Below are 24,999 nucleotides of genomic sequence, written 5' to 3'. Positions count from 1 at the left end.
TGGTGTTGCAGCTCGTAGTCATGGCGGTCGTCGTGTTCGCCGGCGGCATCCTGACGGTGCTCAACGAACGTTCCAACAGCGACGACGCGACCCGACGCGAAGTCACGGCAATCGCCGTGAGTATCGCCAACGAACCGTCGACGCCGCTGGCCATCGAATCCGACGATCCGACCTCGCGTCTGCAGCCGGAGACGGAAAAGATCAGGCAGGTCACCGGCGTCGACTTCATCGTTGTCATGGCCCCCGATCGCACGCGCTTCACACACACCACCGTCGACCTGATCGGTAAGCCCTTCAGCGGCAACATCGACCGTGCGCTGCAGGGCGAGACCTTCACCGAGACTTACGTCGGGTCCCTCGGCCCCTCGATCCGGTCGGTCACCCCGGTCACCGATTCGTCCGGCGAGATCGTCGGCCTCGTCTCCGCCGGTGTCACTCGCCAGAAGATCAGCGACCAGTTCTTTCAGGGGCTACCGCTCATCATCGGGGTCGTGCTCGCCGCCTTCGTCGTCGCGGCTGTCGGATCGACCTTGCTCAGCCGCCGGCTCCGGCGTCAGACACTGGGCATGGCACCGGCGGAGCTGCGCACCATGTACGAGCATCACGACGCCGTCCTGCATTCGATCGGTGAGGGATTGCTCGTGTTCGGACGCGGCGACGACGCAGAGCTGGTCAACGACGAGGCTCGACGCCTCCTCGATCTGCCGGAAGGCCCGGTGTCGTTCACCTCGTTGCCGGAGTCAATGCAGCAGATGGACACGGGCATCGTGCGCGGGGAACTGCATCTGACGAAAGATCGTGTGCTGGTTGTCAATCAGGATCCGGTGATGTGGGAGGGGCGACGTCTGGGGAAGGTGCTGACGATTCGCGATCAGACCGAATTGCGGTCGTTGATGGGTGAGCTCGACTCGGTGCGTAGTTTCGCGGAGTCGCTGCGGTCGCAGGCTCACGAATCGGCGAACAGGCTGCACACGGTCATCACGATGGTCGAACTCGGTCGGCCCGAGGAAGCCGTGGAGTTCGCGACGGCCGATTTGGAGCTGTCGCAAACTCTCATCGACCGACTGATGAACGCCGTCGGCGAACCGGCACTCGCGGCACTGCTGCTGGGCAAGGTCAGTCAGGCCGCCGAGCAGGGCGTCGAGCTGACGATCACCGACGACACAGCGATGGAACACGAGGGGGTCCTCAGTGCGCGTGAATTGGTTACGCTGGTAGGCAATCTGATAGACAATGCCATCGATGCCTCGAAAGAATCCGACCAACCGTGGGTCGAAGTGACGGTCCGCGATGCCGACGGTGAACTCGTCGTCCGCGTGGCGGACAGCGGTCCCGGTATGCCGCCGGAGACATTGAAAGCTGCTCTGCGACGGGGATACTCGACCAAATCCGGCTCCCGCGGGCTCGGCCTCGCGCTCGTGACACAGGTGATCACGCGGCACAACGGCACGTTGACGTCGGAAGTGACGTACGGCTCGGTGCTGGTTGCAACCATCCCGGGATCCCCGTCGTGATCAAGGTACTGATCGTCGACGACGAACCGTTGATCGCCGAGGCCCACAAGACGTACGTCGAGCGCACCCCGGGCTTCGAGGTGGCCGGGGTAGCGCACACAGGCGCTGCTGCCATGAGATTCGCGAGTACCGAATCCGTCGATCTGGTGCTGCTCGATATCGGATTGCCCGACGCGAGTGGCATCGACGTCGCAGCGGCGCTCGGCGGCCTGCGCCCGAGCCCCGACGTCATCGCCATCACCTCCGAGCGCGATCTGTCGGTGGTGCGTTCGGCGGTGGCGCACGGCATCGTGCTGTATCTGCTCAAGCCGTTCACGTTCGCTGCATTCCGCGACAAGCTCGAGCGCTATCGCGAATTCCACGATGCGTTACCGGCCGGCGAGAACGCGTCCAGTCAACGCGACATCGACCGCGCCATGGCACACCTGCGCACGGCCGACGAACGCGTCTCGACTCCCAAAGGCATTGCCCCGCAGACGATGGACGGCATCACCGCCAGCGTCAAGGAATCGACCGACGGCCTCAACGCATCCGAGGCCGCGAAGGTCGTCGGAGTTTCCCGAGTGACGGCGTGGCGCTACCTCGAGCGTCTGGCCGACGACGGCCTGGTCACCCGGCACACCGAATACGGTAAGGCCGGGCGACCGCAGGTCCGCTACGTGTGGCGTTAGAGCGGCTCCGCCGCTTGTGAGCGGAAATTCGTAGCACGCTACGAATTTCTATGCACGTGCGCCGGAGGCGCTCACAATCCACGCGTACTCGAAGGCCGCTTCCTTCCACTTCTCGTAGCGTCCGCTGACTCCGCCGTGTCCGGCGCTCATTTCGGTCTTGAGCAGCAGGTCCGAGTCACCGGTCTTGGTGGCACGAAGGGCAGCAACCCATTTGGCGGGCTCGACGTACAGGACGCGGGTGTCGTTGATGGACGTGATAGCCAGGATCGACGGGTAGTCCTTGGCCTCGACGTTTTCGTAGGGGCTGTACGACTTCATGTACTCGTACACCTCCTTGTCCGCCAACGGGTTTCCCCATTCGTCCCATTCGATGACCGTCAGCGGCAGCGACGGGTCGAGGATGGAGGTGAGCGGATCCACGAACGGAACGTTGGCGAGGATGCCGTTGAACAACTCGGGTGCCAAATTGGCCACCGCACCCATCAGCAGACCACCTGCGCTACCGCCGTCGGCGACCAGATGCTTCGGTGAGGTGCGACCGGTGTCGATGAGATGCTGCGCCGCAGCGATGAAGTCGGTGAAGGTGTTCTTCTTCTTCAGCGTCTTGCCCTGGTCGTACCAATGCCTCCCCATCTCGCCGCCGCCGCGCACGTGTGCGACGACGAAGACGATGCCGCGGTCGAGCAGAGACAGGCGCGCCACGGAGAACGACGGGTCCATCGACGCCTCGTACGAACCGTAGCCGTACAGCAATGTGGGAGCAGGCCCCTCGGGGACGTCCTTGCGAGCGATCACCGACAGCGGAACCTGCGTGCCGTCCGGCGCGGTAGCCCAATCACGATGCTGCACATAGTCACCGGCGTCGAACTTGCCGAGAACCGGCTGCGATTTACGGAGCAGCAGTTCACCGCTGGCGATGTCGAGGTCGTAGACCTGACCGGGGGTGATGAACGAGGTGTAGACCATCCGCAGCAGAGGCTGGTCCCACTCGGGGTTCGAGCCGGCTCCGACCGAATACAGCTCCTCGTCGAACTCGAGCTCGCGGTATTCGCCGTATCCCTCGTCGGTCAGCGGCCAGATCGCCATGCGGGTCAATGCTTCTCGCCGGTAGGTGAAGATCAGGTGGCCGGCGAAGGCGTCGATGTCCTCGACTCGGACGTCGCCCTGATGCGGAACCAGAATGCGCTGATCGAGCGGATCGCTCACCGGGGCTTCGGCGAGCAGGAAGTTCTCGGCCTTCTCGCCCTCGGTGCCCCAGCCGTTCACCGAGCCGTTGTGGGTGATGAGGAAGCGATCCTCACCGGCCACGACGGCGTGTTCGATGCTGTACTCGATGCCGTCCGTGCGCGGGAGTACGACGCGGAACTCACCCTCGGGATCGGTGGATTCGAGAACGAGGCACTCGGAGGTGATCTTGGAACCGACCCAGATCATCAGGTACTTCTCGCTGCGGGTGGACCCGAACCCGACCCAGTAGCTTTCGTCGGGCTCGTGGAAGACCTTGACGTCTCCGGTCTTACCGAGGGTGTGTCGCCAGACGGTGTCGGGACGCCAGGATTCGTCGACCGTCAGGTAGAAGACGTGGGTGGCGTCGGCGGTCCAGGTGGCTCCAGGCGCGACGTTCTCGATGGTGTCGGCCAGCAGTTCTCCGGTGTCGAGGTTCTTGAAGCGCAGCGTGTACCGCTCGTCGCCCTCGGTGTCGGTCGAGTACGCCAGCAACGTGCCGTCGAGGCTGATCGAGAACGCACCGAGGGAGAAGAAGTCGTGACCCTCCGCCTCGAGATTGGCGTCGAGCAGGATCTGCTCGCCGGGGACGTCCACGTCGGACGACAGCGTCGGCGGTGTCCAGTCGTCGGCAGAGTCGACGGGGCAACGGCATTGGAGGCCGTACGACTTTCCTTCGACGGTGCGCGAGTAGTACCACCACTGGCCCATGCGCGTCGGAACGGACAGGTCGGTCTCCTGGGTGCGCGATTTGATCTCGTCGAAGATCTTGCCGCGCAACGACTCCAGACCGGCCGTCTGCTGCTCGGTGTACGCATTCTCGGCCTCGAGGTAGGCGATCACCTCGGGGTCTTCCTTGGCGCGCAACCACTCGTAGTTGTCGATGAACGTATCGCCGTGATGGGTGCGCTCGAGCGGCACCTTCTTGGCAATGGGAGGGGTGATCGTCATGGCGTGACCCAATCGTCGAAGTTCAGACCCGAGATGCGCTCGTAGGCCTCGATGTAACGGCTGCGAGTTGCGGCGACGATGTCGTCGGGCAACGGTGGCGGTGGGGTGTCGGATTTGCGGTCCCAGCCGGATTCGCCGGTCAACCAGTCTCGGACGAACTGCTTGTCGAAACTCGGCTGGACGCGACCTTCCTCGTACGAATCAGCAGGCCAGTACCGCGAGGAATCGGGAGTGAGCACCTCGTCGGCGAGAACGAGATTGCCGTCGGCGTCGGTCCCGAACTCGAACTTGGTGTCCGCGAGAATGATTCCGCGTTCCAGAGCGAAGTTCGCGGCGCGCGAGTAGATCTCGATGGTGTCCTCGCGCAGCTTGAAGGCAAGTTCGGCACCGACCTGCTCGACGGCCTGGTCGAAGGTGATGTTCTCGTCGTGCTCGCCGAGTTCTGCTTTGGCGGCGGGAGTGAAGATGACCTCGTCGAGTTTGCTCGATTCGATCAGACCGGGTCGAAGTTGGACGCCGCACACCGCTCCGGTCGCGTTGTAATCGGTCAGACCGGAGCCGGTGAGATAGCCACGCGCGACGCATTCGATCGGCACCATGTTCAGCTTCTTCACCACCAGGGCGCGGCCGAGCAGTTCGGCGGGAATGCGCTCGTCGAGCGGATCGCCGGCCAGATGGTTCACGCCGCCGAGTTCTTCGAAGAAGAAGACGCTCATCGCCGTCAGTACCCGCCCCTTGTCCGGGATCGGGGTGTCGAGGATGTGGTCGTACGCCGAGATGCGGTCGCTCGCGACGAGCAGCAGATGCGCGTCGTCGATGGTGTAGAGATCGCGGACCTTGCCGCCGGCCAGATGCTCGTAGCTACTCAATGATGGTCGCACGGTGTTCAACACTATCTGGGCCGGTGGCGGCGGGGGTGCCGGTAGGCATCAGACTGATAGCCGTGGCAACGAACAACACGACCTCGGATGTCGGATTCCGCTCCGAACGCGGACCGATACTGGTTGCGTTGATGCTCAGCACGTCTCTGGTCGCTCTCGACGCGACCATCATCGCCACGGCGGTGCTGTCCATCGTCGACGACTTGGGCGGGTTCACGCAGTTTCCGTGGCTGTTCTCCATCTATCTTCTGGCGCAGGCCGTATCGGTGCCGCTGTACGGCAAACTGGCCGACCTGTTCGGCCGCAAGAAGATCATGCTGTTCGGCATCGCGGTGTTTCTGCTCGGCTCGGTCCTGTGTGGCCTGGCCTGGAGCATGCCCGCCCTGATCGCCTTTCGGGCGGTCCAGGGTCTCGGTGCGGGTGCCGTGCAGCCGATGGGCATCACGATCGCCAGAAAATTAAGGGCACACACAGCGAATTCCAATGCGGCACAATGGTTGAAGTCAGTACGTGAGAATGGTCACAATCTGGTCACGGTTGGGCGTGTCGGCCTGCGGAGTGGCGAATGAATTGCCGCCTGAGATGATTTCTCCGAGTTCACGAATTCGATCAGATTCGAGTAATTCCGTTGCACCACAATGCAATTCAGGGCAATTGTTTGGTGCGCTCTGGTGGCGGCTCGGCAAACCTAGACGTTCGTACCACTTTCGCAAGCCTCTGACCAGGCGTTTTGTTGCCGACGATGCCAGATTTTCACGTGTTAGAGGGAAAACGGGCCGACTCCGGGGTCGACGTAATGCCTGAGAAATACGTTTATCCATTCCCCCCCACCCTTTCTGGCACCGTATTCTCTACTCCAATCTCGGCCTACGGTCAGGTGTGCGAGCAGTGGAATAGAAAGAATGCGACTAGGTGAATTTCAAAATGTGGGGCAGGGTGATAGGCAGTGTGCAATCAAGTGCTTTGCGACGGAGCACAATTCGATGCACGACTATCGGACTACTGCATTCTGAGTCCACACATCGAGGTGCATTCTTTGATTCGACTTTGATGACGAAACCAGTTGCGACACAAACAGTCTCAATGTCAAGTTCAGGAACTAATAGTCAATTGGGTTGTGCACAAGCACCATTCGAGCAGGGTAGGCAGGCGACACGCTACGCAGGGCAGGCACGCTATCCATACGGCTCGACTGCGCTGTCGAAGTGGTGATAGTGACAAAGGCAAAAGTGTTTGTGATCTAAGCAAGTGAACAGATTCATTGGTCAAGAGCAGACAGCAATCATGGTGTGAGCACATCGGTATCGAGGCAGTGGCATACAGGCATGGCTATCGAGGTGGTGGTGTCCATCGAGCGCGTGCAAGGTGGTGTATTCCATTGCACTACAACCGAATTGACCAACACGATTCGAGTTCATGTATACAGCACATCGTGATTGCTGCTGTCTCACTGCGCTTCTGGCGTACTCATGGCTGTCGTCTGGGCACTCGGTCCAAGGTGGTGGTGTTCGTGTCTCAGCGTGGCAATGAGACGGTGTTTTGGGCCACAAAAATGGCCTGCTCGACAGCGGGAGTACGGAGCTATGACGGGAACCGGGATCTCTCTACTGTCGAACAGGCCATTATGTGATCGAGGTGAATCGCTGACACCTCAACCGTGAATCCGATTGTGCCGCTGTACTGTGAGGAACTCCAGCACCGGATTCTGTTGTCTCGGTGACGAATCGAGACAGGTCAAACTGTACTGCTTTTCGAGCTGTGATGTTCGTTCAAACGATGCGCGGGTTCATCGAATGACTATGCGGTGGCTACTGTTCGCCGTCCTCGGTGCTGCCGATTGCGCGCCACAGATCGAGATCGATACCTTCGCGCTTGCTCCGATCGAACTCCGACCAGAACTCACGTTCGGCACTGACCGCGTTCGCCTTCCAGATCCGAGCGAGGAATACGAAACCACCACTGGGCATTACAGAATTCCCTTGTCGATCACGAACGCCGTTTCATCGAGAACCGCGTAGTCGATCCGAGCATGCGCAACCGCTGCAATCTCGCCGGTGTCAGCAAATCGCTCGGTAAGCCATGTCAGCTCGAAGGATTCACGTACGCCCAACACCAGTGCGGAAAAATCACCGGTGAAGACGTAGCTCGACACGTTCGAGGTTCCGGTGGTGATGTTGTTCGGAATCCGGTTGGTCGAGAGCAACGGCAAGAGTCCCTGCGGGGCAGCGAGATACGCCCCGGTCGAGTCCTTCGCCATACCGAGCGCGGTTGCACCACGAGAACTCAACAGGTGAGCTGTCGGTTCGTGATTCGCTGCCCGAACGGCACCGGCCGAACCCAACAGGAAATCGTAGGTCAGCGCCGCGCCGTTGGCACCGTGGTTGACGACAGGAATTCCCGCGTAGTTCAACAGTCCTCGGGGCTCGGGTGCTGTACCGGTACCGAACAAGCCGATCCGGTCGAACTCGTCTGCGAACGAATCCGCGAGCGCCTTTGCAACAACGCCGCTTGTCTGCGGGGCATCCATGACCAACTCACGAGATACCCGAATAATCCGAGCGACGGACCGCGCCGTCAGAGTGACACCCGAGAACGTGAGGTCGTTCTGCACGATGGCCGCGTTCTCGTTGCGGGTAGCGGGTGCCGGATTCGCGGTGAGCTTCGGAACCGTGAGCGTGTTCGAGGTCATCGGCACCACGGACAGACCCGCGTTCACGAGCTGCGACTTCGAGCGCGCCATATCGATGACACCAGCGGCCAGTTGACCTTGGACCATGACACCACCAGCGGTGGACGTACCCTCGGCAAGGCCGCGTTCGAGGTCAGCACCGGCCCAACCGCCGCCGAGCACGCCACGGAGGTAGAGATCGAGATCGGGCTTCTCGTCGGCCCGTTCAACTCTGCCGTTGTCTACTGCCCACTGCTCGAAGCTATCGCCGCTACGGAGCACCTGGGCACCCTTGAGAGGGGACTCTGCACGGTCGCGAGTCCGAGCACCACCAGTCTTACGAACGGGGGACGTGGTTTCGACTGCGCCAGCATCGACAAGCGCCCGTAGACGCTCCTGCGAATCGAGGGCCGCGTTGATCCGTTCGACCTCGGCTTCGATCTCGTCAAAGCGTTCCTGGTCGTCGTCTGCGATCGAACCGGCTTCTTGCGACCGTTCCAGGATCTCTGCGGCTTCGGCGCGAAGGTCATCGAGAGCCGATGTGTCTACGAACGAATCGCGAGACTTCGGTGCTGCCTTCTTCTTTCGTGGATATGCCATTTCAGTTCCAATTCATAAGTGCGAGTCGCATTTTCAGCAACTCAGGTGGGTTTGTGTCTTCAGATCGAACGCCTACCGATGTACCGGCATAGGCCGGAAATACGACGGGTCCGAGTTCGGCTAGATCGACTGCTTTGATATTGCGGCGCAACGGGTCTCCGTTTCGGAGTGCGCGGTCTACCTCGGCGGTACTGAGTTTGCGGCCTTTGTCGTTCGTCCACTCGTCACGGGTTACGCGGAACTTGAACGACATACCGGAAATCGCCTGTGCCTCGATAGCTTGACGAACAGGCTCGACCGTTGGATTGTCGAAAAGTGCTGCACGGATGAACAATCCCTTGTTGTCCTCGCGTAGCTCCTCGATTTTTCCGATCGGTACGGACCCCACGCGGGAATCTCGACCGTGGTCGAACTGAACGACAGGCTGGCGGCGTTTCAACGATTCGGCGAAAGCGCCTTTGGATATACGCTCGGTGAACTTGCCTTCCCAGGAATTGATTTCGGTGTCCTGGTTGTACACAACGGCATAGCCTTCGAGCAGACGCCCTGGTGCTGTATCGGTTGTGCCTGAACGCATTTCCATACTTGCCGAGCGCAGAATCATGCGGTTGTGCATGGCTGTGCCTTTGGCTGGATTTGGATAGAGGTCTGTCTACACTCTGAGAACGCATGTGCTGGCGTCGTGTTCGGGCGTCGTGACCATGAACCCCACCGGTTGTGGCCCTGCCTAGAACATGTTGCGGCTGTGCGTAACTCAGAGTGTAGCGGAATATTTGGTCGCGTGAGATCTCAGATACTCGGCAGCACGTTCTATGTGTTCCAGGGTATCTCCCAGCTGGCCTAGTCCAAGATTGCACGCATTGCAAAGTAGTCCCCGAACCACTCCGGTCTGGTGGTCGTGATCGACGGCAGCACGCGCACGGCCTTGAGTGAGTAACGGACCCAAACAGATTGGGCAGATTCCATTCTGTCCCTGAAATGTCTCGCGATATTCTTCTAGCGAGATCCCGTAGAACTCTTTCAGTTCGAGTCTCATTCGCCGGTCACTTCGGCATTGCTCGCTGCACAGCTTGGGATGCCTTCCGCGCCCGTTGGTATAGCGAAAAGGGTTGCCGCATTCAATGCATGCGACCTCTCTATCGGACCCGAGTTGTGTCCACCCGTGCTTCTTGCGACTCCAAGCATTCTTCGTTGCGCGACTGTGCGGAGTAATCGCTCTGTTCGAATCATTCCATCCCGAAACGCATTTGGGACCGCAAAACATTTTCAGCGGCTCGGTAGTGACGATCGACCTTCCGCAGTACTTGCAATCGAACTGGCGCACGAGTGGTTCCGGAATACCGTGCCGCAAGAAATGTTGATAGTGCTTCTTGCACATCGCCTTTGCCTCGAAAGCACCATCACATCCGGGGATCGTGCACAGGCTGTCTTTCAGATAGGGCGGCTTCGGCGGCAGGGTTCCAGACGATCGACGGCTCTGATAGTGCGCGCTACAGAATCCGCGAGTCATCCGTTCTGTGACTCGTCCACAATCTAGGCAGGGTGTTTTCACGTCCACCCCTCGGGAAGGTGATCAGGCACAACCGTCGAGTACGCCATCGGATAGCTGAGATTGGCGTCGTCATCGAGGTACGAACGAAACACAGCGGCAAGCGGTAGACCGCCGTACAGGATCACATACTCGTCATCATCGGTGCTCTCGACCAGTTCGACCAAACCGTCTGTCGGATAGAGCTTTCTGTCGTCATCGCTCAGGTTTTCCAACGTCTCTCTGGCGATGATCTCGACCTTGCGCTGAAGTATTCCGCTCACCAGTTCACCCCACACTTGAAGATCTTCCGGCACGAGATGTTCGGCCCGTCGATGTTCGGAACTACATCGGGCATCGGGCCTGATTCTGTTGGCGGTAACGGTATCTCGACTGGCGTCGCCGTCGGTGGTGGTGGTGGTGCCGTTGTCGGTGGAGCAGTCGTGGTGGTCGGTGGTGGCAGATAGGGCGTTCCATTCACGTTGCGGGACGGTGCATTGCTCGATCCGAGCGCGAGAGCGAAAGTGCACGCCGTGAAGATCAACAGTCCGGCGAGGATCGATCCGGCGATGAGGAATGCTTTCATGGTGTCTCCTGTTGTGGTCGAACGACTGTGACGTGAACGATGTGTGTCGGAATGAGTGCCAGCTCGGCAATCAGCGCGGCAAGCTCTCGGACGACAGCGGTGGTCGGCATCTCGGGGTGTCCGCGTCGAATCTCGAAAAGTAGGTCAGACAGATCGATTTCACCTTGGTTGATGATCCGCAGGATGGTTTCCTGCAAGCGCGGATGGTCGATCATCGTGGCTTGTAGTCATCGCCGGCTCGGTCTATCAGTCGACAGCGCAGAAGGATTCGCAGATGGCTTTCGACTGCGTCGGTTGGCTTTCCGGTTCGCTCGTGAATCTGCTCGGCCGTCATCGGCCCGTGTTCTCGGAGCGCGTCGAGGGTTGTTCTGATCTGGTCGAGTTCGTGATCGGTCATCATCTGCGTTGTCCTTACTGGGATCGGGGTGTAAGCTGGCGAGAGTTGTTATCCCGCTCAGCTATTGGAGGATTGCCGTGAGCGCTCCCGTAATCGATCGTTCCGTCCGTCCGTTCCCGAAGATCGAGGGTGTTCGCTTCTACGCCAAGGGCGAGAGGTTCACCGTCGATCCCGATACCGGCCGTCGTGCACGGGTCGTCCTCTCGATCTAGTTGGCCCGCAGTAAGAGCCGTCTGTATTCAACGCAGGCGGCTCTTTTTTGTTTCCGGCTACTGGGTGACCTAATACCACGGTTCGTCCGGCAGCGTGCCACTCAGGTTGGCGGAAATGGCCTCTGAGACAACCCGCTTTGCGTCTTTAACTGCGAGGGCGAGCATTTCGTATTCCTCGGGTAGCGCTAGGTCGTCGTGGTCCTTCTCGTCGTCGTCGTCGTAGTCGTAATCGAACCAGTCCAATTCGGATTCCTCGGCTTTGAGCCATATCGACGCGCCGTAGCCGTTCCCACGAATCGACCGAATGATGCGCGGCTCGAACGTCTTCGGTATCAGGCTCGGCTTACCGGTCTGGTCTCGAAACTGCTGGCCGAAGATCTCGTGCAACAGTTGTGCCAACCACTTTCGGACGTTCTCGGGGTGCGCCCAATCGTTACCGTCACCAGGCCACTTCTTGACAGCGCCGAACTCGTCCCACTCGGGTTGGACCTTCCACTGAAAGTGGATGCTGTGCAACAGGTACACCTCTTCGCCGTCGTCGGTCTCCACGAACTTGTAGCGCGCGTCTGGTCTCCAGGTCGATACCGATACGGTCACTTCGCAGTTGTCATCGAAGAAAGTCATAGCTGCATCACAACTTTCGGTTCTCTTCGAGGTTTGCGCGGCCTAGTTGGTGCGCTGTCTGTAGGTTCGCTGTCGTCGTCTTGAGTGGGAGTGAGCGAGGGAGCGCCCCCAGGCGCGGAGTCGAGCGGAGCGACGACCTCTCTTGAAAATTCCTCTTCCCTTTCCCTTTTACCGTCTTTGGGACGGTAAGGGACGGTAAGGTAAGGGGTAGTGTCACGTGAGACGTCATCTGATGCATCGCGTGACGCGTCATGGTTATTGCTCTGCTGGTCAGGGGCTTTAGGCTCTGGTGACGCGTTACGTGACCGGTCACGCCTCATCTCCTCTCCACGCGCTCGAAACTTCCTGTTGCGTTCTGCGTTGTCGCGCTTGCGTTTCGATACGGTCTCGGCCTTTTCCTGACTATCCCAAGGGACTTGAAGGGTGCCGTCCCCGTTGTCGATCCAGCCCATCTTGTCCACGAGTTCTTCGATCAACTCGGGTACGTCATCGAAGACTGCGGAGAGCTTCGCCAATGTTCGCGCACTGAGTCGTCCATCGCTTCCAGACTTGTTGCAGATCACCAGCGCTCGGATGTGGAACAGCTCGGCTTCGTGTGAGAGTTCGAGTTCGTCGGCTACGTCGGCCCAGTCATCGTCTAGTCGTGTCCATGTCATCGTGGGCCGTCCTCTACTTGCGCGGTTGCTTGGTGACTATCGCGTCGACCTGATCGGGGTCAATCCGTATGACGCGGTTGCCGATTCGGTAGACCTCGATACGCCCCTCTCTGATCCATGCTCGAATCGTGTGCGGTCCTACTCCGACTAGATCGGCAAACTGGCTCACACTCAATAGCTTTCGAGGATCGATGTTCATATCTGTTGTCCTGTCTGTAGTCTCACGTGTTGTTCTGTAATGAACGGTAATCCTTTTGTTCGGCAAATGCGGACCGGTCCGCGCTACCCCGCCTGACCAGGTAATCTCAGAATTGTCGTCGTGGCCGTCGACACCAGAAAGCCACCGCAACAGGTGAACCCGCGCTATCGGCATGGCGTGCTCCTGACCTGTTGCGGTGGCTTTCTCTATGCCTACGAAGGGAAATCGACTGTGCCCACAGGGATACCGAATTCTGCTCGTTCAGCTCCGAAGAAGGGCACGAGCTACGGCAGGAAGAAATGCTCTTACGAGTCGATCGAAGGCGTCCGGTGCGCTCGGGGTGGCGCTTATGCGCTCGATTGGTACAGCGGTTCGTTATGCCACGATCACGCCATGCAGCTGTTGGTGGAGCGAGCCAACGAGCCATCGAGGCAGGTTCGTAAGCGGAAATCGGACAGGTACAGCGCGGAGTTCGGTCTAGGCCGCGCACCCGAGTACGCGTGAAAGCTTCTCGCGTCCGAGCTTGTGTTTGCGGGTGACCGGTGGTGCGTCGGACGGTAAAATGCAATCTTGCACTTTATCTCCCGCAACCGTCCGAAGACTCACCCCGAGCGTGTCCGCAATCTCCTGCTGCGACAATCCTTCTCCGACTCCGAACGCGACCCACTGTTTCCTGTCGTCCGAATTCAGGTGCGCGGTCATGCCCTGCGATTAGCGGCCCTCAGATCGACGGAGACGAACGAAACCGACTGCGGTGGTGTGACAACAAAGTCCAGACACGAAAATGCCCCTGCCACAGAATCGACAGGGGCTGTCTCATTTGAGACGGTTCGGCTATCCCAGGAAGCGCACCGACACGAAAGCAGGATCGAACGGACTGTTCGTGTGCTTGCCGACGATCGGATTCACCACGATTTCGAGGGCAGCTCGGACGAACTTACGGCGGGTCGCGAGATCGGCGTTCTCCCATACTGGCGGCGTTCCTCCGTCGATTGTCATCCCGTACTTGCTTTCGGGGTCGAGAGCGACGGCAGACGCGAAGTCGTACAGAACTCGGTTCGGCGCTGCGCGTTCGGCGTCTCGCTTGTGGCCGTCGATCTTCGGCTGTATCAGCTTGGCGATCTCCAGGTACTCGGCCATAGGAATGCTGCCCTCGGCCATAGCATTTCGGGCGTGCGTCAACTGTTCTTCGAGCTTCGCGGCTTCGGCAAGGTGTGCCGCCGTACCGTGGCTGTCGTCCGGTTCGGTTTCGCTGTCGGCGGTCATCACAAACAGATCCGTCGTGTACCGGTAGATCGCCTCGAACAGCTTCTTTTCGATGTGCTTGTCGAGTTCGACTTCGCTCCGATAGACGTGGCCCGTTGGGCACCGGTACGTGTGATCGAAACGTTGGCTGTTGATGAACGACAAACCCCGCTGGCAGACACCACAACGCGCTATTCCGGTCAGTAGGTGATTCGGTACCGTTCCTCGGTTCATGCGCCGCGACGGGTCACTCAGGACGGCCTTGAGTCTGGCGTAGGTGTCCATGTCGAGAATCGGTTCCCACGCGCCGCGCTCTTTCAACGTCTCACCACGGAACACTCGCAATCCGGCCACTGAAGCGCGCACGATCGTTTTGCGGACTCCTCCGTTGGTCCAGGCGCACCCGTTGGCCGTCGTGATGCCTGCGGCATTCCAGCGCTTCGCGATCGTCGTGAGATTTGCCGATCCGTCGAGTATGTCGACAGCGGCGGTTCGGATTGCTTCGGCCGCGATCGGATCGAGTACCCAAGCATTGGTTTCGTCGTCCCTCTTCCAGCCGAATCCGAGCTGTGAATGCACCCCACCTTGCGCGGCCCGTGCTGCCGTATCGCGCTTGACTCGCTTCGATATGCGAGCCGATTCGACCTTCGCCTGAGAAGCGGCTGTTTCGGCGTAGTGGACATCTTCTGGATTGTTGAAGTCGAGAGCGCGGCCGATGCCGTTGTCGAAGAGCTTCACGCCGTGTAGGCGAAACAATCCGGTCAGGTGTTCCCAATCGCTGCCGGGTCCGCGTCTGGTCAGTCGAGAGAATTCGTAGATTCCAACGATGTCGATTCCACCCTCGGACACCTTGTGTTGTAGGTCGAGGTAGCCGGGGCGCTCTTTCGTCGTGTACTCCGATGCGGAGATGCTTTCGTCCTTGACGACTCCGACGATTTCCCAATCGGGGTAACCCTCGGCTATCTCGGCGCGCAACACATTCTCTTGTTGCTCGGTCGAGCGCGCTTTGCCGGTCAGATTCTTGCTAACTCGCACATACAAGAGAACGTTCGTCATGGTGGGCTCCTCGGTACTGCGTTGGTCGAGCTTCCCACGCTAGTCCGTGTGTGCTTAGTGCGTTGGCGATCGCTGGTGACATCTACACCCTGGCCGAGCGCGCCAAGGTGCAGGGCTACCTCGCCAGCGTGTGGGCGATCTCCTCGGTGCTCGGTCCTGCGCTGGGCGGGATCTTTTCCGAATACTTGTCGTGGCGCTGGATCTTCTTCGTCAACATTCCGCTGTGCGCGCTCGCCGCAGTGATGCTGTGGCGCAAATTCGACGAGGGAGCCGTGGAGCGCACCAAGCCGAAGATCGACTACCTCGGTGCCGGGCTGCTGACCGTCGGCGCGGCGATGGTGCTGCTCGGCCTGCTCGAGGGCGGCCAGTCCTGGGCCTGGAATTCGCCGATCAGCCTGGTGATCTTCGTCGTGGGCTTCGTACTGCTTGCGGTGTTCGCGTGGGTGGAGTCCCGCGCCGAGGAGCCCATCCTGCCGCTGTGGGTGTTCACGCGTCGGGTCCTGGTGGTCAGCAGCTTCATCTCGCTGCTCGTCGGTGCATTGATCCTCGGACTCACCTCGTACGTGCCGACGTTCGTACAGGGCGTTCTGGGTACCGGCGCGATCGTCGCCGGCTTCTCGCTGTCCACCTTGACCCTCGGCTGGCCGATCGCGGCGTCACAGTCCGGACGGGTGTATCTGCGCTTCGGCTTCCGCACCACGGCGCTCATCGGTGCCTCCATCGCGGTCGTCGGAGCGGCATTCGCCACCGGCCTCGGTGTCGGTTCACAGGTGTGGCAGGTGGGCGCGGTGTGCTTCGTGATCGGCCTCGGGATGGGCCTGATCGCCAGCCCCACCCTCATTGCCGCCCAGTCGAGCGTCGAATGGTCCGAGCGCGGCGTCGCCACCTCGACCAACATGTTCGCCCGGTCCATCGGCAGCGCAGTCGGTGTCGCAATCTTCGGTGCCATCGTCAATTCGCGCGTCTCCGGCGATCCGAGCCCCGAACAACTGTCCGACGCCATCCATCCGGTCTTTCTGGGTGTCTTGGCGGCGGCAGCGGTGATGGCTGTCGCGGCACTGTTCATGCCCAAGCGAGCAGCGGAACCGACCCGATAGCCCTCAACTCACCTGACGCGGAAACCAGTGCACCGGAGACGTGACGGATACGTCCACGACACTGCCGGGGGCGAATCGATCGGAGGTGCGGGCGATGCACCGAAGTCGCAGCCCGGTATCGCGGTGCCGCAGAGTCACCGAAGACTCTGGGCCGGTGAAGAACTCCTGCTCGACGACGAATGCACCGCCACCCCGATCCGAGACCGACAACTGTTCCGGGCGGAGCAGGACCTGCCCGGTTCCACTCGCGCGGGTGATGGTATCGATTCGTCCGAGAATCGTCTCGGCGTAACCGCCGTGGCCCACCGCATCGACGAAGTACGCGTCGCCGACGAACCGCGCGACGGCGGGCGTGGCCGGCCGCTCGTACACCTGGCGCGGCGTGTCGATCTGGGCGCAGCGTCCGCCCAGCAGTACAGCGACACGATCCGCCGTGCCGAGCGCCTCGGCTCGGTCGTGGGTGACGAGGATCGACGCGGTCTTGCTGGCCTGCAACAACTCTCGCACGTCCTGCCTGATCGAGGTGCGCAGACCTGCATCGAGAGCGGCGAACGGCTCGTCCATCAGGACCACCGACGGAGCCGGAGCCAGCGCACGTGCCAATGCGATGCGCTGCTGCTGACCACCCGAGAGTTCGCTGGGCTGGACACCACCCGCGTCGGGCAGTCCGACGAGCTCGAGCATTTCGTCGACGCGTCGCATCCGCTCCGCTCGACCGGACAGGTATGGCCGCAGAAACCCTGTGCGCAAACCGAATTCGATGTTTCGACGCACGGTCAGGTGCGGGAACAGGCCGCCTTCCTGCGGCATCAGGCCTATCCCCCGCTTCTCCGGGGGTACCTGGACACGTCCGGCAACGGAGAGGTCCCGCCCGTCGGAGGTGATACGACCCGCGTCGATCCGGTGCAGCCCCGCGATCGATCGAAGCAGAGTCGTCTTGCCGCAGCCGGAGGGGCCGAGCACGGCCAGCATCTCACCGTCGCCCAGGTCGAGATCGATGCCGTGTAGCACCGTCGTACTGCCATAGGAGGCAACAAGACCGGAGACCACCGTACTCATGGCGATGCCACCCTCTTCCGTGTCGTGCGCCCCAGCGCCCGCGTCAGAACGATCGTCGGAACCACGGAGATCACGATCAGCGCCACGGCGTAGGGAGCCGCCTCGCCGTATCGGAACGCCTCGGTGGTGGACCACAGAGTGGTTGCGAGGGTGTCGACTCCACGCGGTCGCAGCATCAGGGTCGCCGGCAGTTCCTTGGCGACGGTGAGGAACACCAGTGCGGCCCCGGCAGCGATGCCCGGTGCTGCGACGGGAATGGTCACCCGAAGGTCGGTACGCACACGTCCGGCACCGAGCGTGCGCGAAACGTCCTCACGAACAACAGGAGTGGCGTCGACGACGGCCCTGGTGCTGCCGACGGCCAACGGCAGGAACAGCACCACGTACGCCAGCACCAGCAGTACTGCGGTCTGGTAGAACGACGGTAGGAACCTGATTCCGAGAAACACCGTGGCAAGTCCGACGGTGATGCCCGGGAGACCGTGCGCGATGTACGTGGACAACTCCGCGGTGCGGGCACCCCTGGAGGTGGATCGGGCCGCGAACAGCGCGACCGGCAGCGCGAGCACAGCCACCACCAGGGCAGCGGTCGCCGAGTACTGGACGGTCTTGGCCGTGACAGCCAGCACATCCGACCAGTCGACGGTGAAGCGCAGCGATCGAGTGAGCCACCGGGCCAGGGCCAGAATCGGTACCAGAACCGAAACACTCAGGGCAGCAACGACAACGGCCAGAGCAGGCACGCGCCACCGGCCCAGAACCACAGGCTCGGCCATCCGGTCGGTGCCTGATCCCACGCGCGCCGTGGCGCCGCGTCGAGCACGCCGTTCGAGAAGGGTCAACACCAACGCACCCACCACGAGCACCAGGCCGAGGACCGCCGCCGCGGTGCGGTCGAGTCCGCCGCGGTACGCACTGTAGATGCCGAGAGTGAAGGCGTCGTATCGCATCAGAGCCACCGCCCCGAAGTCACTGATGGTGTACAGCGACACCAGAAGTGCGCCTGCCGCCGCGGCCGGAACGACGCGACGGCACTCGACGGTGAGCGCCGTGCGCACAGCTCCTCGACCGAGAGTGCGCGAGACCTCGGCCAACGACGGGTCCGCGGTGGCGAACGCCGCGGACACCGGCAACATCACCAGCGGGAAGCAGGACACGGTGAGCACCAGCGCAGCGCCGGAGAATCCAGCAAGGGAGGGAAATTCGGCAATCCACAGATACCCGGACACATACGACGGGATGGCCAACGGTGCCGCGAGGATCATCGAGAAGATGCGTCGACCCGGCAGATCGGTCCGTACGGTCAACCAGGCCAGCAGCGTCCCCACCACGACGGAAGCGACCACCACGGTGAGCGCGAGTGTGGCTGTCCGGACGACGAGATCGAGGGTGCGTTGCCGCAGGAGCAGTCGCAGTACTTTCTCGGTACCACCGTCGAACGCTCGAACGAACAGGTACAGCAAGGGTGTCAGCGTCAGCGCTCCCACGCACAACGCGGTCGTCCCGAGAACGGGACGACCGCCGAAGTGGCGACGCCGAAGCGGCTGGAGTGCAGACACGAACACCGACTAGATGATTCCGACGTCGGTGAGCAGGGTCTGGGTCTCCTCGAGGGACGAGAGCCGGCCCAGATCGAGATCGGTGGAGCCCAGCTCGGACAGCGGCGGCAGGTCGTAATCCGAGGTGACTCCGTCGATGACGGGGTACTCGGCGGTCTCGTTCGCGAAGTAGGTCTGCGATTCGGTCGAGAGCAGCTCGCGGACGAAGTCGAATGCAGCCTCCTGGTTGTCCGACGCAGCCAGCACACCGGCACCGGCGACGTTGATCAGCGCGCCGGGGTCACCGGGCTCGAAGTAGTGCAGCTCGACGGGAGCGTCAGCGCCGTTCTCGTCCTTGAACGGGTACCAGTAGTAGTGGTTGAGCAGGCCGGTGGCGACCTGTCCGTCGTTGACGGCAGTCAGCAGCGGGCCGTTGCCCTCGAAGGCGACGGGCTCGTTGGCGACGAATCCTTCGAGCCAGGTGCGAGCACCGTCCTCACCCCGCTGCACGCGCAGGGCCGTGACGAAGGCCTGGAACGACGCGTTGGTCGGTGCGTAGCCGATCTGTCCGCGCCAACGGGGGTCGAGCAGTCCGTCGATGCCGGTGGGTAGGTCTGCTGCCTGCACCGAGTCGGAGTTGTAGGCCAGCACGCGGGCCCGTGCGGAGGTGGCGACCCAGGTGCCGTCGGTGCCACGGTACTGCTCGGGGACGAGCGAGAGGATGTCCTCGGGCAGCGGCGCGAGTGCGCCCGCCTCGTCGAGAGCGCCGAGGGCACCTGCATCCTGTCCGTAGAACACGTCGGCCGGCGTCGCGTCGCCCTCTTCGAGGATCTTCGCGGCCTGGGCGTTGGTGTTGCCCGAATAGTCGACCTCGATACCGCCGCCGATGCGCTCGATCAGCGGGTCGACGAGTTCTTCACCGCGGCCGGAGTACACCACCAGCGCGGTGTCTGCGGTGGCGGACTCGGAGGTGGACGTGCCTTCGTCGGAAGAGCTATCCGAGCTGCAGGCGACGAGACCGAGGGCGAGGGTTGCGCTGCACGAGAGCAGCGCCAGACGGCGAACGGTGAACACGGTTCTCCTGACGAAAACGGGTTATTCGGACAATTCGATGAAAGTACACCACCAAGGTGAGGCTCAGCTACTTTCCCCCCTCCGGATTGAACGGCCACCCGCCTGGGCATTACCGCCCTCATGACTTCGCGTGTGCTCGTCACCGGTGCCAGCATCGCCGGACCCATCGTGGCTTTCTGGCTCGACAAGGCCGGTTACGACGTCACCGTCGTCGAACGCGCTCCGCACCTGCGGCACGGCGGCCAGAACATCGACGTCCGTGGATCGGGTCGCGAGGTGCTGCGGCGGATGGGCATGGACGCGACGTTGCTCGCCAACGGCACCACCGAGAAGGGCACCCGATTCGTCGACGAGAACGACGCCACCATCGCCGCTTTCCCGGTCGGCGACAGCTCCCATGACGGACCGACGGCGGAGTTGGAAATTCTGCGCGGCGAGTTCGCTCGGATTCTCGTGGAATCAGCCGGTCCGCGAACCGAGTACCGGTACGGCGATCGCGTCGTCGGTGTGGCTCAGGATGCCGACGGCGTGGATGTCACGTTCGGGTCGAACGCATCGGAGAGGTTCGATCTCGTACTGTTCGCCGACGGAGTCCGTTCCAGCAGCAGAGAACTGGTGTTTCCTGCCGAGGCCGAGACCACACCGGTCGGCCTGTACACCGCCTACGGGGTGTTGCCGAAGGGACCGAGCGACGACGGCTGGTGGCGTTGGTGCAACGCCCCCGGATCCAGAGTCGCCAATCTGCGCCCGGACAACCTCGGCACGACGCGTTTCAGCCTGTCCTGGGTGTCCTACGACGGCGGGTACGAGGGCGCGTCCACCGAGCAGGTGATTGCCGCCTTACGGGCGAAGTTCGCCGACGTCGGCTGGGAAGTGCCCCGAATTCTCGACTCGCTGGGACCGGATTCGGAACTCTACGTCGACTACCTCGCGCAGGTGAAGGCCCCGCGCTGGTCGAACGGCAGAATCGGGATGCTCGGCGACGCCGCTTGGTGCGCAACGCCGTTGAGTGGCATGGGCACCACGTTGTCGGTCACCGGTGCGTATGTTCTGGCCGGCGAACTCGCCCGGGCGAGCGATCATCGCGCCGGATTCGAGGCCTTCGAGACGCGGATGCGGCCGTTCGTCGAGCAGGCTCAGAAGCTTCCGCCCGGCGTGCCTCGCGTTGCGCATCCCAAAACTGCTGTGGGAGTTGCTGCTTTCCGTAGCGTGCTGCGCCTGGCCGGATCGAAGCCGGTACAGGCCGTCACCAGTAAGTTCCTCGCTCCCGACGCGGCGACGCTGGAATTGCCGGACTACGAGTTCGACAACGCTGGCTAAAGCCCTACCCGCTCGAGCAGCGCATCGAATGCCTCACTGGCTTCCTGCTCGGTGCGACCGGATTCGATGACGCCGTTGTACACCGCCAGCGCTTCCTCCTGGTACTGCTTGTACTTCTCGAGCCACTTCTCGGAATCTGCCCGCCAATATCCGATGATGTCGAAATGCGCTATGTCGTAACCCAAATCCTTACGGAAGTACTTCCGCACCCGACGCGAGGACGACGCCTCACCGGCGAACCACACGTAGCCGCATCCTTCGGGTAGCGGGTACGCCAACGCGGCATCGTCGAGAACGCTTGCGCTATCTCCGTTTCCGGTCCCGACACGCCAATCGAACGTGACGTCGGCCGAGGTTTCGAAGGATTGAATATCGCCGCGCTCGAGCACCTCGACAATGGCGTGAGCCTTCGCGCCGGCCGGCAATTGTTCGACGAGCCGGCCGAGTGCGGGCAGCCCGGTCATGTCGGCGACCAGCAGCAGCCATTCGACGTCGGCGGGAGGTGAATACCAGGATCGTGGACGCGTGAACAACACCGTCTGCCCCGGGGCGGCCTGCTGCGCCCACGTGGCCGCGACGCCGCCCTCGTGTGCGAAGAAGTCGATGGTCAGCTCACCGCGATCCACGTCGAGGCGCCGAATGGTGTAGTTGCGGCCCTCCGGTGCGTCGTCCAGACCGTGGAACCACCACACACCGTCGACCTCGGTCATCGGCGGCGGCTTCATCTCCCCGGCCCGAGGAAAATAGACGCCGACACACTCGTCGGGCACCCCGAGGGTGCGGTAGCCCGCCACATGCTCGCCGCCGAACGTCACGCGCACCATGTGCACCGTGAGCTGCTCCACCGCAACGACGTCGGCGTAGTAGAAGCCACTCGGTCGTTCACTCATCTTCGTCCTCGATACATATCTCGTCGTTTACTCGAGAGAACCTTCCGGCTAGCTCTGATGCCATCTGCCCACATTCTAAACTAAGCCTTGCCTAGCTTGCGACCCACCGCCTTGGGTATCACCAGCGGCGTATGCGATTCCGGATCGTCGATGATGCGGCACGGCAGTCCGAACACCGACTCGACCAGCTCTGCGGTGACGATCTCCGCAGGCGGACCTTCGGTGACCACCGCGCCGTCCTTCATCGCGATGATGTGGTCGGCATACCGGGACGCATGGTTGAGGTCGTGCAGCACCGCGACCAGAGTATTGCCGTTCTCGCGGGGCAGCGTGGCCAACAGATCGAGCAGTTCGATCTGATAGGCGATGTCGAGAAACGTCGTCGGCTCGTCCAGAAGCAACAGCGGTGTCTGTTGCGCGAGAACCATTGCCACCCAGACTCGTTGCTGCTGTCCGCCGGACAGTTCGTCGACCTGCCGGGCCGACAGCGACGTCACGCCGGTGGCGTCCATGGCCTGGACCACGGCAGCCTCGTCAGCCGTCGACCACTGCCGGATCAACTTCTGATGCGGATATCGTCCTCGCGCAACGAGATCGGCCACCGAGATACCGTCAGGGGCGATCGAGGTCTGGGGTAACAGGCCGAGGCGTCGAGCCACTTCCTTCGCCGGATACGACGCAATCTCGTTGCCGTCCAGCAGAACGGCCCCTCGCGAAGGTTTCAGCAGCCGCGAGAGCGCTCGCAGCAGTGTCGATTTACCGCAGGCGTTGGGCCCGACGATGACGGTGAACTTGCCGTCGGGAATCGCGACGGTCAGGTTCTCGATGATCACGCTCTTGTCGTATCCGACCGTGATGTCGTCGGTGTGCAATCGAGGCTCTGTCACTGCATCCTGCCTTCCCGCGCCAACAACCACACGAAGTATGCGCCGCCGACCGATACGGTCACGACGCCGACCGGCAGCTGAGTCGGGGCAAAGGCACGCTGTGCAACAACATCGCTCACGATCAGCAACAGCGCTCCCATACAGGCTGCGGGTACCATCGACACTCCCGATGTGCCGGTAAGCCTGCGAGCGAGTTGCGGCGCGGCGAGCGCGACGAACGAGATGGGTCCCGCGGCCGCGGTGACCAATGCGATCAACGCAACGCCGAGAAATACCAGCATCAGGCGGGTCGGTTCTGCCCGCACCCCGAGCGCTCGTGCCGCGTCGTCCCCCATCTCCAGCATCGGTAGCCGACGCGACAACACTGCCAGGCACGGGGCAATGACGGCCGACACAGCCAGCGCGGGCCACACCTGCGCCCACCCCAACCCGTTGAGACTTCCCGCGCCCCAGACGGCGGCCGCGATCGCGTCGGCCAGATCGGCCTTCACGACCAACCAGGTGCTGATCGAGGCCAACATCGCGCTGACGCCGATCCCGACGATGATCAGCCGAAAGCCCTGCACGCCGCGCTTGTAGGCAAGCAGATACACCACTGCGGCCGTGGCCAGTCCGCCCACGAGCGCGCCCGCTCCGGTCTGGTAGTAACCACCGCCGAGGGTGAGGATGACGACGAGCGCGCCGGTGTACGCCCCGGTGGCGAATCCGATGATGTCGGGGCTGCCCAACGGGTTTCGCGTCAACGATTGAAAAACCGCACCGGAGACGCCGAGGGCACCGCCGAACAGGAATGCCAGGACCACCCGAGGAAACCGCCACTCCATGACGATGATCTCGGTGATGCGCGAGGCGTCGCCGACCACCGCGGCGAGCACCTTGTTCGGCGGAATGTAGTAATCGCCGGTACCGATCGCAACGACGGCGACCACTGCAGTCACCAGTAGCAGTGCAGCACACACCGCCACCGTTCGGATGTCGATTCGACCGTCCACCCGATCATGCAGTCGAACGATCCACAGTCGCCGCCCGAAGTCCACGTTGCCGTGCTGTCCCGGGGTCACAGTCCGCTCGCCTTCTTTCGGCGGACCAGCACGATCAGTACCGGAGCGCCGACAAAAGCGGTGACGATGCCCACCTGCAGCTCCCCGGGGCGGATCACGATGCGGCCCACCACGTCGGAGAGCAGCAGTAGCACCGGTGCCGCGAACACCGTGTAGATCAGAATCCAGCGCTGATCCGGTCCGACGAACCACCGCACCATGTGCGGGACCATCAGTCCGACGAATCCGATAGGCCCGGCCGCGGCGGTCGCGGCACCGGCGAGCAGAGTCACTGCGACAACACCGATGATGCGCGTACGGATCACTCGCGCCCCCAACGACTGCGCCAGATCGTCACCGAGTGCGATCGCGTTGAGCGGACGTGAGACGAGGGCAGCCAGCAACAGCCCGAGCGCGATGAACGGTCCGGTCGCCGTCACGATGTCCAGGCCGCGCCCGGCCAAAGACCCCGCGCTCCAGAACCGCATGCGGTCGAAGGCATCCGGGTCGAGCAGCAGCATGCCGGAGGTGATTCCGCCGAGTACCGCACCGAGCGCAATTCCGGACAGCGTCAGGCGAACCGGCGTCGCGCCCGCTCGCCCCATCGACCCCAGTGCGTACACCGCGACCGCGGCGAGCGCGGCACCGGCGAACGCGAACCAGATGTAGGAGTCGATGCTGGTGAAGCCCAGCACGCCCACGGCGATCGCGACGAAGAACGCCGCCCCGGCGTTGACACCCAGGATGCCCGGGTCGGCCAGAGGATTTCGCGTCATCGCCTGAATCAGTGCACCGGCAACCCCGAGCGCCGCCCCGACGAGAAGGCCGAGAACTGTTCTCGGAAGCCGTAGTTCGCGGATGATTACGGATTCGGTCGACCCGTCGGAGAAGAACAGGCCGTGCCACACCGAACCGAGGGGGATGTATTCGGTACCCACCGCGATACTCACCAGGCACAGCGCGGCGAGGATTCCGATGACGACGAACAGCCCTGCGGCCCGCCGTGCATCGGTGCGCGCGAGACCGACGACTTCGGCCGGAACATCTCGCTGTTCCGGCTCGTCGCCCACGCTCGTACGCAC

The 24,999-nt window shown here is 62.2% G+C and carries 24 protein-coding genes and 2 pseudogenes; 6 read left to right on the top strand and 20 right to left on the bottom strand.

All coding sequences use genetic code 11. From position 1 onward, the window contains the following. Positions 1-20: 20 nt before the first annotated feature. Together AC5WEY_RS16005 and AC5WEY_RS16000 are read left to right on the top strand one after the other, a co-directional pair. The gene (locus AC5WEY_RS16005; RefSeq protein WP_495646904.1) at positions 21-1,514 is read left to right on the top strand and encodes a sensor histidine kinase; all 1,494 of its coding nucleotides are present in this window, start codon (positions 21-23) and stop codon (positions 1,512-1,514) included. Continuing rightward, a complete protein-coding gene (locus AC5WEY_RS16000) occupies positions 1,511-2,185 on the top strand; it encodes a response regulator (RefSeq protein WP_057476356.1) in 675 nt (224 codons plus the stop codon). The genes AC5WEY_RS16005 and AC5WEY_RS16000 overlap by 4 nt, the downstream gene beginning before the upstream one ends. A 48-nt stretch (positions 2,186-2,233) precedes the next feature. On the opposite strand, the gene AC5WEY_RS15995 is transcribed toward AC5WEY_RS16000, so the two are convergent. Beyond that, on the bottom strand, positions 2,234-4,360 hold the full coding sequence (locus tag AC5WEY_RS15995) for a S9 family peptidase (RefSeq protein ID WP_495646647.1): 2,127 nt from the start codon (positions 4,358-4,360) through the stop codon (positions 2,234-2,236). Then, positions 4,357-5,241, bottom strand: a complete 885-nt coding sequence (locus AC5WEY_RS15990; protein ID WP_495646646.1) for a phosphoribosylaminoimidazolesuccinocarboxamide synthase — start codon at positions 5,239-5,241, stop codon at positions 4,357-4,359. Before AC5WEY_RS15990 ends, AC5WEY_RS15995 begins: the two co-directional genes overlap by 4 nt. 62 nt (positions 5,242-5,303) lie before the next feature. On the opposite strand from AC5WEY_RS15990, the pseudogene AC5WEY_RS15985 reads away from it, so the two are divergent. Beyond that, positions 5,304-5,750 (top strand): annotated as a pseudogene (locus AC5WEY_RS15985) (MFS transporter); the annotation flags it as partial. 1,299 nt (positions 5,751-7,049) lie between these two features. On the opposite strand, the gene AC5WEY_RS15980 reads toward AC5WEY_RS15985, so the two are convergent. The 7 genes from AC5WEY_RS15980 to AC5WEY_RS15950 form a co-directional block, all read right to left on the bottom strand. Continuing rightward, entirely contained in the window at positions 7,050-7,208 is a 159-nt protein-coding gene (locus AC5WEY_RS15980) for a hypothetical protein (RefSeq protein WP_495646645.1), read from the bottom strand. Next, complete coding sequence (locus tag AC5WEY_RS15975) at positions 7,208-8,509, bottom strand: phage major capsid protein (protein ID WP_495646644.1); 1,302 nt, start codon at positions 8,507-8,509, stop codon at positions 7,208-7,210. Before AC5WEY_RS15975 ends, AC5WEY_RS15980 begins: the two co-directional genes overlap by 1 nt. Before the next feature lies 1 nt (position 8,510). Next, positions 8,511-9,125, bottom strand: coding sequence for an HK97 family phage prohead protease (locus AC5WEY_RS15970; RefSeq protein ID WP_495646643.1), 615 nt, complete (start codon positions 9,123-9,125; stop codon positions 8,511-8,513). A 138-nt stretch (positions 9,126-9,263) separates the two neighbouring features. After that, positions 9,264-9,545, bottom strand: coding sequence for an endonuclease VII domain-containing protein (locus AC5WEY_RS15965; RefSeq protein ID WP_495646642.1), 282 nt, complete (start codon positions 9,543-9,545; stop codon positions 9,264-9,266). Between the two features lie 512 nt (positions 9,546-10,057). After that, positions 10,058-10,567 carry a hypothetical protein gene (locus AC5WEY_RS15960; protein WP_495646641.1) on the bottom strand — a complete coding sequence of 170 codons (510 nt, stop codon included), beginning with the start codon at positions 10,565-10,567 and terminating at the stop codon, positions 10,058-10,060. Between the two features lie 52 nt (positions 10,568-10,619). Beyond that, positions 10,620-10,838: a hypothetical protein gene (locus AC5WEY_RS15955; protein WP_495646640.1), complete on the bottom strand. Its 219-nt coding sequence runs from the start codon at positions 10,836-10,838 to the stop codon at positions 10,620-10,622. Further along, positions 10,835-11,020 (bottom strand): ArsR family transcriptional regulator, encoded by a 186-nt coding sequence (locus AC5WEY_RS15950; protein WP_495646639.1) that lies wholly within the window; start codon positions 11,018-11,020, stop codon positions 10,835-10,837. The genes AC5WEY_RS15955 and AC5WEY_RS15950 overlap by 4 nt, the downstream gene beginning before the upstream one ends. 77 nt (positions 11,021-11,097) lie before the next feature. Here AC5WEY_RS15950 and AC5WEY_RS15945 point away from each other — a divergent pair, with 77 nt between their 5' ends. Then, positions 11,098-11,232, top strand: coding sequence for a hypothetical protein (locus AC5WEY_RS15945; RefSeq protein WP_495646638.1), 135 nt, complete (start codon positions 11,098-11,100; stop codon positions 11,230-11,232). Positions 11,233-11,301: 69 nt separating this feature from the next. Here the strand turns inward: AC5WEY_RS15945 and AC5WEY_RS15940 are convergent, their stop codons facing one another. The 4 genes from AC5WEY_RS15940 to AC5WEY_RS15925 all read right to left on the bottom strand — a co-directional run bounded on the left by AC5WEY_RS15940 (position 11,302) and on the right by AC5WEY_RS15925 (position 15,012). After that, positions 11,302-11,856 (bottom strand): hypothetical protein, encoded by a 555-nt coding sequence (locus tag AC5WEY_RS15940; RefSeq protein ID WP_495646637.1) that lies wholly within the window; start codon positions 11,854-11,856, stop codon positions 11,302-11,304. Next, positions 11,853-12,512, bottom strand: a complete 660-nt coding sequence (locus tag AC5WEY_RS15935) for a hypothetical protein (RefSeq protein WP_495646636.1) — start codon at positions 12,510-12,512, stop codon at positions 11,853-11,855. Before AC5WEY_RS15935 ends, AC5WEY_RS15940 begins: the two co-directional genes overlap by 4 nt. A gap of 13 nt (positions 12,513-12,525) precedes the next feature. Beyond that, the gene (locus tag AC5WEY_RS15930; protein WP_495646635.1) at positions 12,526-12,711 is read right to left on the bottom strand and encodes a helix-turn-helix domain-containing protein; all 186 of its coding nucleotides are present in this window, start codon (positions 12,709-12,711) and stop codon (positions 12,526-12,528) included. A gap of 834 nt (positions 12,712-13,545) precedes the next feature. After that, positions 13,546-15,012 carry a recombinase family protein gene (locus AC5WEY_RS15925; RefSeq protein WP_495646634.1) on the bottom strand — a complete coding sequence of 489 codons (1,467 nt, stop codon included), beginning with the start codon at positions 15,010-15,012 and terminating at the stop codon, positions 13,546-13,548. 59 nt (positions 15,013-15,071) lie between these two features. Between AC5WEY_RS15925 and AC5WEY_RS15920 the strand changes: the two are divergent. Further along, a pseudogene (locus tag AC5WEY_RS15920) lies at positions 15,072-16,109 on the top strand (MFS transporter); the annotation flags it as partial. 3 nt (positions 16,110-16,112) lie between these two features. Here the strand turns inward: AC5WEY_RS15920 and AC5WEY_RS15915 are convergent. The 3 genes from AC5WEY_RS15915 to AC5WEY_RS15905 are packed head-to-tail and all read right to left on the bottom strand — an operon-like array spanning position 16,113 to position 19,780. Next, on the bottom strand, positions 16,113-17,168 hold the full coding sequence (locus AC5WEY_RS15915; protein ID WP_495646633.1) for an ABC transporter ATP-binding protein: 1,056 nt from the start codon (positions 17,166-17,168) through the stop codon (positions 16,113-16,115). Further along, a complete protein-coding gene (locus tag AC5WEY_RS15910; RefSeq protein ID WP_495646632.1) occupies positions 17,165-18,727 on the bottom strand; it encodes an ABC transporter permease in 1,563 nt (520 codons plus the stop codon). The genes AC5WEY_RS15915 and AC5WEY_RS15910 overlap by 4 nt, the downstream gene beginning before the upstream one ends. 9 nt (positions 18,728-18,736) lie before the next feature. Next, positions 18,737-19,780 carry an iron ABC transporter substrate-binding protein gene (locus AC5WEY_RS15905; RefSeq protein ID WP_495646631.1) on the bottom strand — a complete coding sequence of 348 codons (1,044 nt, stop codon included), beginning with the start codon at positions 19,778-19,780 and terminating at the stop codon, positions 18,737-18,739. Between the two features lie 120 nt (positions 19,781-19,900). Between AC5WEY_RS15905 and AC5WEY_RS15900 the strand changes: the two genes are divergently transcribed. Beyond that, positions 19,901-21,100 carry an FAD-dependent monooxygenase gene (locus AC5WEY_RS15900; RefSeq protein ID WP_495646630.1) on the top strand — a complete coding sequence of 400 codons (1,200 nt, stop codon included), beginning with the start codon at positions 19,901-19,903 and terminating at the stop codon, positions 21,098-21,100. On the opposite strand, the gene AC5WEY_RS15895 is transcribed toward AC5WEY_RS15900, so the two are convergent. From AC5WEY_RS15895 to AC5WEY_RS15880, 4 genes are all read right to left on the bottom strand, one after another. Next, positions 21,097-21,990 carry a siderophore-interacting protein gene (locus AC5WEY_RS15895; protein ID WP_495646629.1) on the bottom strand — a complete coding sequence of 298 codons (894 nt, stop codon included), beginning with the start codon at positions 21,988-21,990 and terminating at the stop codon, positions 21,097-21,099. The genes AC5WEY_RS15900 and AC5WEY_RS15895 overlap by 4 nt on opposite strands. Positions 21,991-22,070: 80 nt before the next feature. Continuing rightward, positions 22,071-22,877, bottom strand: coding sequence for an ABC transporter ATP-binding protein (locus AC5WEY_RS15890; protein WP_495646628.1), 807 nt, complete (start codon positions 22,875-22,877; stop codon positions 22,071-22,073). Beyond that, positions 22,874-23,938, bottom strand: a complete 1,065-nt coding sequence (locus tag AC5WEY_RS15885) for a FecCD family ABC transporter permease (RefSeq protein ID WP_495646627.1) — start codon at positions 23,936-23,938, stop codon at positions 22,874-22,876. Before AC5WEY_RS15885 ends, AC5WEY_RS15890 begins: the two co-directional genes overlap by 4 nt. Further along, entirely contained in the window at positions 23,935-24,999 is a 1,065-nt protein-coding gene (locus AC5WEY_RS15880; RefSeq protein ID WP_495646626.1) for an iron chelate uptake ABC transporter family permease subunit, read from the bottom strand. The genes AC5WEY_RS15885 and AC5WEY_RS15880 overlap by 4 nt, the downstream gene beginning before the upstream one ends.

Source organism: Rhodococcoides sp. S146-33 (assembly GCF_059489205.1).
Note: the sequence above shows the minus strand (reverse complement) of the source record. Positions and strands in the feature narration are given on the sequence as shown.